Consider the following 10,328-nt stretch of genomic DNA (forward strand, 5'->3'; position numbering starts at 1 on the left):
AATAGATCAAACCACTTTTGCCAACCTTGTTTCTCCATTGAGCACTTCTATTGCCAATTGCTTGATACTTTTCGAAGTGAGCATGTTATCAAGTTCCTTTCGGACTTTCACCACCTCGAAATGCAAGGGGCACGGATTTTTTTCGGAGCAATTGGGTAGACCCAAGCTGCACCCGGAAAATAGTCCATCTCCGTCCACAGCCTTGATAATGTCTTTTAGAGTGACTTCTTCATGGGATTCGTTAACAAAAAATCCCCCATTCGGACCTTTTATTGAACCGATTAATTTTGCTTTTACCAGCGGTTGAAGGATTTTGGCAGTAAAAGCTTCTGGCGTTTTGATTTTGCCCCCGATTTCCTTAGAGCCAACTCTCCGGTTTTCCAGACTTTGTGTCCAAATATAGATAACAGCCTTAATGGCGTATTTTGCAGCTTGTGAGAACATTGAAGATAATATTGTCCGTTAATTGAATGAATATTCAGACATAAACCAAAAAGCAGCATCTTAGTTCAAATTAGAGCTGTTCTGTCAATAATTTTTTGTTTTCCATGCGATAGACAGAAATCGTTTTAGGATTCAAATAGGCACTTACGTTATCTACTTTTATTTTAGTTAGGTAGAAGCGATTTAGCCCTTTTCAGCTTTTCAATTCCTTGCACCTGTTAGTACTTAAGTTTCAAAGTTTGAAACAATTGTTCCACTGATCTTTTTAGAATGGTTTACCTAATTCAAGTTGATACTTTCGATCTGCCGATAAATCTTTAGCTTTGTAAAATTTTATAGAGCATCAATGAAGAGGATTAACGAATACAAGAAACTTTTTAAGGTGGAAGGCCCCATTGACCTGAAGCAACTGAAAACCACCTATCGTATGCTTGTAAAGGAATGGCATCCGGATAAATTCCAAGCTGGCGACGAAAAAGCCGAGGAAGCCGAAGAAAAAAGCTCCAAAATCATTGATGGATACCATTTCTTGGTGAGCATCGCACCGGAAACCGCAGAAGCCAATCTGGAAGAATACTCCAAGACGATCACTCAATCAGGAATCGGAGATTTCCATTATAAAAATCAAGTCCTAGAAATCACCTTTTTGGATGGGAATACATATGAGTACTTTGGAGTTTCTAAGAACACCTACACCAAGTTTCTCAATGCTGAAAATACCTATCGCTTTGCAAGAAGGAATATCCTAAGTGATCACCTTTATCGAAAGTCTAAGAAGACTTTAGAAACGGCGTAAAATTTCCAAAAGGATTAGATTGTAAAATCGCTAAGTGAAAATCCAGCCTTTTTTTGTCAAAAGGACTTTTTTCAAATTCAAACTGACAATCAAGTCGGTTCTATCCGAAACCCTGGGCAGAAAATTTATGCTAGACAAAACTTTCAGTCGATTCTGAAAATGACTGTTCGGATGCCAAGATTGGATTTAGGCATTTCCTAATAATATAAATTCTGAAAGCTGAAATTTCCAATTTGAAAGCTAAAGTCAGAAGTCTGAAAAATTTTACTTTTCAATTTAGAATTGGGTACATCTTCTTAAGAGAAATTGAATATCGAACATAGAATTTTGAATGATGAATGTCGAAAAATCCTACATCCGGAATCCCATATCCTAAATCAAACCCCTCTTTTTCTCCCCATCCAATACAGCCCCGTTCCGATTGCTATAAATAAAGCTGTCATCCAGATAGATTGGATACTTACCTGAATCATAAGCCAAAGGCAAGCTAAAATCCCAAGAACAGGCACAGTGTAACCGCCTTTCAAAATAAATCTGTCTTTTGCTATAAACTGGGACCTTAGCCTAGGAATGGCTGCGCAACTCATGATATAGAGAAAAAGTCTGGATAAAACCGTCATGGCTGCCAGAACGGTAAACGAGCCAAATGCGGAAAGTAGAAAAGCACAAATCCCAAAGAATATTACCGAGTTAGCAGGAGTGAGGAACTTAGGATGCACCTCACCAAACCATTTTGGGAGGGAGTTTTCCAGGGAAAGCGCATAAGTCAAACGCGTGGAAGAGAACATCGAGCCCAGCAAATTCGCAATCACGGACGCTGCCACCCCAACCATCAGTATGATCGCCCCGGGATTTCCAAAAAGTGCGGCAGAAGCATCAAGGAGCGGAGTTTTGGAATCAGCCAAATTTGGAACTGATGCCTGAGTGACCAGTTGAATCAGCATATATAGTATCGCAACGACAGCAAGCCCAAGGAGCAACCCCAATGGCATGTCCCGTTCAGGGCGCTTAGCTTCTCCAGCCGGTACTACTGCTCCTTCAAAACCAACGAAAGCGTAAATCAATAGCAATGCAGCACTTCCCAAGTCTGTAAAGGGAGGAATAGGAGAACTAAAACTTGGGATTACCTCTGCTCCCAAAAGTATAAACCCTCCAATCGGAAGTAGAATTAGAACTGCGAATTTGATGACTGTAAATACCGTCATCGAACGGATCGATTCTACCGATCCAAGGACATTTACCAAGCTCAAGGATAGGCAGATCACAGCAAGTGAAATCAGCCTTCCCAAACTTTCGGCGGCAGCCGGAATGAAATAAGCGATGCTGTCAGTCAATAAAACTGTGTTGGCCGAGAAAGAAATCAAGCGGGCCAAGTAGTACAACCAACCTCCTTGAAAACCGATAAATGGCCCAAAAGCCAGCGTCCCATATTTGACAGGGCCACCGGTTCCTTTGAAATAGCTGCCCAACTCTGCGAAACAAAGAATCACTGGCAGTATCAGCAAGGCGCAAAACGCATAGATCAAGATGCTGTATTCACCAGCCAATGCGGCGGCTCCACTTGGAAGACCAAATATTCCTGCACCGATTAGCCCATTCACCACCAGCATCCATATTCCCCAAAGCCCAAGATTTCTGGGTAGTTTTTCTTGTTTGTTTTCCAGTGAGGAATTGGGATTCATAAATGCGTTTGGCAAAAATTCGGAATGATTGAGATGGAAAAATATAAAAATTAACCCAAGGCCAACTATTTATTCTGACGAGGAGCAAGATTATTTCGCCAGAGGAAAACTCATGCAGTGCAAGTCAGCCAAATAAATCTGGATTTGTAGGAATATGAATGGAAAGAAGTGACCCTTACTAGGATCAACAAAAAAGCATTGCATTTCTGCATGAATAAAGGGATCAAAATGGAATTTTCTGAAACATTTAAAATTATTAATACGCACTCATCTATTTTTAAATGGTTATTCCATATTCCGATATGGAATGAATATTGATAATTAATTGTATTAAGGTACTTTAAATTATATTATTACGTATTCGAATATGGAATAAATATCATATGAAAATTGTACAGCCTCTTATGAGTCCACTGGATGTGGTGGTTTTGGTCAAATTATGTTTGCAAAAACAACCCATTTCTCAGATGTCGCTAGCCAAAGACCTGGCTCTGAGCCAGTCTGAGATCAGCAAGTCTATGGCGCGGTCACGCTATGCTGGCCTGCTTTTCGGAGAAGAAAAGGAGGTCATGCGACAGGGGTTTCTAGACTTTCTTACATATGGCGTCCGGTATGCTTTTCCTCAGCAACCGGGGCCTATCGTAAGAGGCGTTCCTACTGCTCATAGCGCAGAACCTTTGGCAGGTCAGATCAACAGTGATGAGCCTTACGTATGGCCGTCGGCATTTGGTAAAGTAAGAGGACATGGAATAGCCCCATTATACCCTAAAGCCGTTGATGCTGCATTACAAGACCCACAATTACACGAAGTGCTGTCTCTTATAGATGCACTCAGGGTAGGTCGTGCGAGAGAACGAAACTTAGCGTTAGAAGAACTCAAAAAGCGGATATGTTAAAAAATACCCAAATCAATCGTTCCGTTACCAAAAAATCGCAACTGCCTTAGGTTCGCTCAATAAACAAGTGGTTTATGTAGGTGGAGCGGTAGTGAGTTTATACATAGATGATCCATCAGCAGATGATGTTCGCCCTACTAAGGATCTCGACCTAACTATGGAAATCGCCAGTCTTGGTGAGTTGGAATCGTTGAGAGAAGATTTGATAGCACGCGGTTTTGTCCAGACGGCCATGGATGATGTAGTCTGCCGCTTCCGATATGATGATATTTTGATAGACGTGATGGCCACGATTCCTATAGGGTGGGCTCCTGGCAACCGCTGGTTTGAACAAGGATTCAAATATGCCTTTAAGTTTGATTTGGATGATTTACAGATTCGTCTTTTACCACTTCCCTATTTTCTGGCTACAAAATTTGATGCTTTCTTTGATCGTGGGATCCATGACCTATTTGCCAGTCACGATTATGAAGATATTGTATATCTATTCAATTATAGCTCCAGTATCAGTGACCAAGCGCTAAATTCTGATTCCGAGGTCAAAAGTTATCTAATGGAATGCACATCCAAGATCATTGAAAATAGAAATTTAAAAGAAGCTATTATTGGCAACTTGTTCTACGATGGGCAGGATGAACGCTACAACATGATCATTAAAAAACTATCCAATATTGCCAATGGGGTATGATTTACCCAATAGCAGGAGCATACCATTATCAGTTTTCGTAGCAAACGTAAACAAAAAAAGCCATGCATTTCTGCAAGGCTTTTGCTCCCCCTATCAACGATAGTTGCAACCAACTAAGTATTTTCATTCCTTAAACGGATAATATGGTAAATTTTCTATCCTAGATAAGATTATTACTAGAGGTTCATTGATTTTTTTCTATAGAAGGGTGGTAATTGTGATTTTAAAAATACCTTAAACTCTGAACCAACACCTGATTGACTCTCACACAAAACTTTTCCTCCTGCTTTTGAAACAATTAATTTTATTCTATGCAAACCTAATCCTGACCCTTCTGTATCATTTGCTATTTTAAAGAATTTTGTGAATATCTTTTCACAGTATTGAGGCTCAATTCCAATTCCATTGTCTTTTACTGAAATAACAGTATAAATATCTTCCCTAAAAGTCTTAATAAATATTTCCGGATCACGATCGGGTGATTTAAACTTTATAGCATTACTTACAAGATTGAATATTATGCTTCTTAATTCTCTTTTTGGGAAATAAATTTCTCTGCATTCCAATTCAAATTTTAGAACCAAATTTGTTTTGGTAATTTCATTATTTAGAGATAACTGCAGCTCTTTCAGAATTTTTTCAAATAATACTAATTCATTTTCTGCCTTATAGTTATGTTTTGTAATATTATATCGATAGAAATCTGTCAGTATAAATTTAATTTCATTCGCACCATTGTCAAGTGTTTTTAAAAATAAATTAAATTCTTCATTTGTAATAAATTCGAATTCTTTTAACATTTGAACTGAGAGCACCATGCTTGCTAGTCCATTTTTAATATCGTGGGAAATTGTAACTAATAAGTTTTCATATTCCTCAATTAATTTTTCTTGCTCTTCTAAATCTTTTATTTTATCTGTAATATCTATAAAAGTAACTATTACACCATCGTGAGAATTTTCATTCTTCTTAAGATAGGGGATAATTTCAATTTTGTACCAATTTAAATCCTTGGTTTGTACTTCTTTTTCAATCATTATAGATTTTGAAATTGCCCATTTCACATTTTTGATAATTGATGGACAACCTAGATGTTCTTTGATTTCATATATGGTACTTCCAATGCTATCCAAGGATAGATTGAACCTTTTCATCGCCCCCGCTGTGAAATTTCTTAAAACCAAATCCCTATCAAAAAAAAGTTGAGGCATCGTAGTACTCATCAGATAATTTTCAAAATCTACATTTTTTGCATTTGAGTATTTTAAAAATTCCTCTTTTTCCGGGTTCATAAAAACTAAAGTCAATGGTTAATCAATTATAAAATTTGATTAAGGGCTAAAAAATTAGGCTTTGTTAAAAACCTATCCGCGCAAATTCTACTTATTAATGAGTTTATTCCAAGAAGTAGTAAAAAATCAATTATTTGGCCATGTTTACAGAAAAGTGATATTTATAATCAGATATTGTTTTTTTATATCTAATAAACGACAAATCACTGAAATACACAAAATTACCTTTTATTATCAATAGGACTTTAAAACGGTGTCCCCAGTTTTTTGTCAAAGAATATATGATTCAAAAAATGAATGAATAGACTTTTAAATCCTTCCAAAGTTTCGATTTAATTTGTTCGAAGATCCGTTTTCCTAAAAAGTTTAGTTTTAAAAAAACAATAAGAAAATGTCTCAGACTGGGGAAAAGTAGCCGCAAATGATAATTCAAGCTAGGTTTAATTTTTTTATCAAATGTGCCTACTTATTCTGGGAAATTCGAATATGGTGGTCTATAGTTTCTTTAAATTCTTTTAAATTAAATGGCTTTTCTATATAGCCGTCGGCATTTACTCGTTTGCATATTTCCTTTATATCTGAATTAGCTGAAAATAGGACAACTGGAATATTGCTAGTCAAGGGATTTCCCTTTAACAGTTCTATCGCCTTCTCACCACCTATTTCGGGTATCCAGAGGTCCATTAAAATAAAGTGAGGTTTGAAGCTTTTCACGTCATTAATCACATCCTCACATCTCGTCATAGTCATCACTTGATATTGATATTTTTTAAAAAATATTTTACACATCGTCAAAATTTCAATGTTGTCATCATACACTAAAATTCGCTTGTCCGAATTATCTTGATTTTCGCTGTTCTCTTTCATATATGCAAAGTGATTTTATTGTGCTGTAGAACAATTAATAGGTATTGTGAAGTAAAAGGTACTTCCTTTGCCTGCTTCACTTGTTGCCCACAATTTACCTTGGTGACGCTGAATAATTTCAAAAGAAATAAACAATCCAATACCCAAACCTTGAAAATGCACCGCATGTTCATCAATCCGGTGATATTTGTCGAATATCCTATCGAGACTGCTTTGGGCAATTCCGATACCATTGTCTTTAACTGAAACGTTAACGCTATCATTTTTTTGCTCAATAGTTACGAAAACCTCTTCGGCACCTGGTGAGTATTTTATAGCATTGGATAATAAATTAATGATTACCTGCTGCAGCCGGTGTTTATCACAATATATCAGATCGTTTACTTTTCCGGCTTTGATTATTTTATGAGTAGGTGAAGTAAGCTGAACGCTCTCGACTGTTTCGTCAATCAAGTCATTAAAATTAAAAGTGTCAAGGCTATATTGTATTTTACCAAGCCTTATTTTGCTTACGTCCAATAATTCGCTTACCAGTTTGGTGAGTCTATCGATTGACTGATTGGCTTTTTTTGTAAACAGGGTTGCTTCCTCATTGTCACAATCGTCTAGCGTGAGTTCGAGCATCTCCAGATAGGCTTTGGCAGTGGTCAGCGGGGTCTTCATTTCATGGCTGGCTATGCTTACAAATTCGTCCTTTCGCTCATCTTTTAGTTTTTGCTCATGGATGTCAGTAAATGCCCCTACCCATTTTATAATTGTATTGTTGTGATCAAATACAGGTTGTCCTATCCCTGAGTGCCATCTGTATTCGTCTTCTTTATTTTTAAGCCGCACTTCTGATTTATAAATATTACCAGTTGTTAAACTGTGAATCCAGTCGGTATTGATCCTATCGTAATCCTCAGGATGTACCATGGATTTCCATTCTAACTTGCCGTTTGGTTGTATTCCTGAATATTCTTTCCATCGGACAGAAGAAAATTCTTGATTGCCCTCTGCATCTGAAATCCAAATTAATTGTGGCAGTGTCTGTGCAAGTGTACGGAAACGTACTTCACTTTCCTTTAATGCTCTTTCATTTTTTCTTTGCTCGGTAATATCCCTGAACATCCAACTGCAACCATAATAACTTCCATCTTCTCCAGCCACATGGTAGCCATATCTTTCTATTATTTTGCCGTCTTTAAATTCCAGTTCATCAATACTTCTTTCTTTTGGATTTGCGTACATCCACCTTACCCTTTCCATAAATTGCTCAGGGTTTACTAATTGGGTTACTGCAAATGCAAGTGCTGCTTCATCCTTTTTACCATCTAGAATTTGCTGTGGCATATTCCATATTTCTGCAAAGCGGTGATTGGTTGAAAGCATTTGCCCTTTTGTATCCACTAATAAAATACCATCCAAACTTGATTCGTTGTGTGCTTCCAGTAAGGCTTTGCGGTATTCAAGTGCTTTCTCAGCTTGTTTGTTTTCAGTAATGTCAGTATGTACACCTACCCATTGCAGCACTATTCCTTCCGCGTTCAAAAGTGGAATGGCTCGTATCGAAAAATCCCTCCATTCCCCATTCTTAGTCTTTAGCCGGTGTTCAAAAATAAATGTCTTGCGTTCTTGTGAAGCATCATTCCATGCATCCAATGTGGGTTTTGCATCATCGGGATGAACCACTTGTGCCCAACCATATCCCTGATATTCCTTATAAGTTTGCCCGGTGAGTGCAGCCCAGCCCGGTTGTTCTCCTTCCATTTCACCTTTTGCATTATTAGTCCACAAAATACCTTGCACTGCCTTGACTGCTGCCTGGAAGCGTTGCTCGCTTTCTTCTATTTTTTGTTGAGTCTTTATTCTTTCTGTAATATCTAATACGGTTCCAATTATCCCAGTTATACTTCCATTTGCGTCCGCCATGGCTTCTAGGTGCATTGTGTAGAATATTTTTTGCCCGCTTACTTCAATCTCTACATCTCCGTTAAAAGCGGTACCACTATCCAATACCTTTTGCTTAATAACCGTTAAGGTTGACGCAGTAGAAGGCACATGGATATCTTCATCAGTTTTTCCAATAACATCTTCTGCTTTAAAATCAGGATGAGGATTGTATATCCATGTGTGTTTTAGATTTCTATCTTGGCTAAAAACTGTTTGGTTGCTGCCTGCAAGTGCCAGCCTGAAAAGAAGTTCGCTTTCTTCTGTTTTGCGAATAGCATTTTTCTGGTCAGTAATGTCCATGCATGAACTTATATACCCGGCAAAAGAATCGTCTGGTCGGAAAATAGGTGGCCCTTTAGCTAATAGCCAACGGTATTCGCCATTTTTATCAAGCACCCGGAACTCTCCGGTAAAGGCAACTTTATTTTTAAATGCATCGAGGTAAATATTTACAAATATTTCTTTGTCATCTGGATGAACCAGATCAACCCAGCCAAACTTCAGCAAGTCATCCATGGGCCTTCCCGTAAGGTTTACCCAAGCCTTATTAAAATAAATGGCATCGCTTGTTTCATCACTAACAGCAATTAAAATATCCGAGGCTTCTGCCATTGTTCTGAAGCGTTCCTCACTTTCTTTTAATTTAATTTCCGCCTTTTTTTTATCGGTTGTTTCAATTACAGTAACCAATACACCACCAACTTCACCAGTGTCTTTTCTAATAGGACTATAAGCAAAATCGAAATAACATTCTTCTACAAACCCGTTCCTGGTTAAGGGTAACATCAAATCAGGGAAACCGACCGCTTTCCCTTTCATCACTCCGTCAAACATAGATTCTATGATGTGCCATACTTCTGAAAATGTTTCACGTGTACTGATACCCAATGCCTGGGGATGTTTTGTAGACCCAAGTATGGGACGATAACCATCATTATAGAGCTGCGTATAGTCGTTTCCCCAGGCGATATACATTCCGAAAGGATTATCAAGCATTACACCAACCATGGTACGAAGGCTTTGAGGCCAATCTGATGGGTTGCCTAAAGAAGTTTTGCTCCAATCTTTCGCTCTTATGAGTTCACCCATTTCACCTCCACCCTTGAGAAAATAATGGTCAGCATTTTTATTGCTCATATAAAAAATTACTTATGGTTGAAGTATAAATTTATCTCTTGAGGGTTGAGTTAATTTGCTTTGTGACGAGAGTGTAACGGCTTCAAAAATTACCTTTTTTAACTTATCAAATTTACCGGGTTTACAAATATAATAATAGGCTCCTTTTTCATAAAGCAAATTCACAACATCTATATCAAATGATGTGGAGAATATTATAACCGGAAGATTCATTAATTTATCAATTGCTTTTATTTCTGACAAACATTCAAAGCCGGTTTTCCGAGGCATGTTCAGGTCAAGGAAAAGAGCATCGGGTAGTAGTGATTCTTTTGCAGAAAGTAGTTGCATGAGTTGCGCTCCGTCATTTACGGTGGTAAGTTTTGCGGATATGGGGAGTCCTTTTAATGCTTCCTTAAATAAAAAACAATCATCCATATCATCATCCGCAAGTAACAAATTGAGAGAATTTTCAGTCATTTTAAATGTATATTAAATATGAAAAATGGAAGTTGTGCGGTTGGGCAAATTAAAATGTGAAACAAAATCAGATGTCATTGAAAAATGAGTTCAAATTTTCAAAAAGAAATATCAACAGTGAGAGAATGAGATAAT

9 protein-coding genes are annotated in these 10,328 nt (G+C 37.6%); 3 read left to right on the top strand and 6 right to left on the bottom strand.

Going from position 1 to position 10,328, the window contains the following annotated elements; genetic code table 11:
* Nucleotides 1-6: 6 nt before the first annotated feature.
* The gene (locus Q0L29_RS06175; protein ID WP_296619989.1) at nucleotides 7-444 is read right to left on the bottom strand and encodes an Rrf2 family transcriptional regulator; all 438 of its coding nucleotides are present in this window, start codon (nucleotides 442-444) and stop codon (nucleotides 7-9) included.
* A gap of 346 nt (nucleotides 445-790) precedes the next feature.
* Between Q0L29_RS06175 and Q0L29_RS06180 the strand changes: the two genes are divergently transcribed.
* Complete coding sequence (locus tag Q0L29_RS06180; RefSeq protein WP_296619990.1) at nucleotides 791-1,240, top strand: KTSC domain-containing protein; 450 nt, start codon at nucleotides 791-793, stop codon at nucleotides 1,238-1,240.
* 377 nt (nucleotides 1,241-1,617) lie between these two features.
* Here Q0L29_RS06180 and Q0L29_RS06185 read toward each other — a convergent pair whose 3' ends face one another.
* A complete protein-coding gene (locus Q0L29_RS06185) occupies nucleotides 1,618-2,937 on the bottom strand; it encodes an APC family permease (RefSeq protein ID WP_296619992.1) in 1,320 nt (439 codons plus the stop codon).
* 503 nt (nucleotides 2,938-3,440) lie between these two features.
* On the opposite strand from Q0L29_RS06185, the gene Q0L29_RS06190 reads away from it, so the two are divergent.
* On the top strand, nucleotides 3,441-3,818 hold the full coding sequence (locus Q0L29_RS06190; protein WP_296619994.1) for a hypothetical protein: 378 nt from the start codon (nucleotides 3,441-3,443) through the stop codon (nucleotides 3,816-3,818).
* A 157-nt stretch (nucleotides 3,819-3,975) separates the two neighbouring features.
* Entirely contained in the window at nucleotides 3,976-4,506 is a 531-nt protein-coding gene (locus Q0L29_RS06195; protein WP_296619996.1) for a hypothetical protein, read from the top strand.
* A gap of 176 nt (nucleotides 4,507-4,682) precedes the next feature.
* On the opposite strand, the gene Q0L29_RS06200 is transcribed toward Q0L29_RS06195, so the two are convergent.
* The 4 genes from Q0L29_RS06200 to Q0L29_RS06215 form a co-directional block, all read right to left on the bottom strand.
* The gene (locus tag Q0L29_RS06200) at nucleotides 4,683-5,798 is read right to left on the bottom strand and encodes an ATP-binding protein (RefSeq protein WP_296619997.1); all 1,116 of its coding nucleotides are present in this window, start codon (nucleotides 5,796-5,798) and stop codon (nucleotides 4,683-4,685) included.
* A 462-nt stretch (nucleotides 5,799-6,260) separates the two neighbouring features.
* The gene (locus Q0L29_RS06205; protein ID WP_296619999.1) at nucleotides 6,261-6,665 is read right to left on the bottom strand and encodes a response regulator; all 405 of its coding nucleotides are present in this window, start codon (nucleotides 6,663-6,665) and stop codon (nucleotides 6,261-6,263) included.
* A 15-nt stretch (nucleotides 6,666-6,680) separates the two neighbouring features.
* Nucleotides 6,681-9,734 carry a PAS domain-containing sensor histidine kinase gene (locus Q0L29_RS06210; RefSeq protein ID WP_296620001.1) on the bottom strand — a complete coding sequence of 1,018 codons (3,054 nt, stop codon included), beginning with the start codon at nucleotides 9,732-9,734 and terminating at the stop codon, nucleotides 6,681-6,683.
* 12 nt (nucleotides 9,735-9,746) lie between these two features.
* A complete protein-coding gene (locus Q0L29_RS06215; protein ID WP_296620002.1) occupies nucleotides 9,747-10,193 on the bottom strand; it encodes a response regulator in 447 nt (148 codons plus the stop codon).
* Nucleotides 10,194-10,328 lie beyond the last annotated feature (135 nt).

The sequence above is a fragment of the Marivirga sp. genome (assembly GCF_024636815.1).
Lineage (GTDB): Bacteria > Bacteroidota > Bacteroidia > Cytophagales > Cyclobacteriaceae > Marivirga.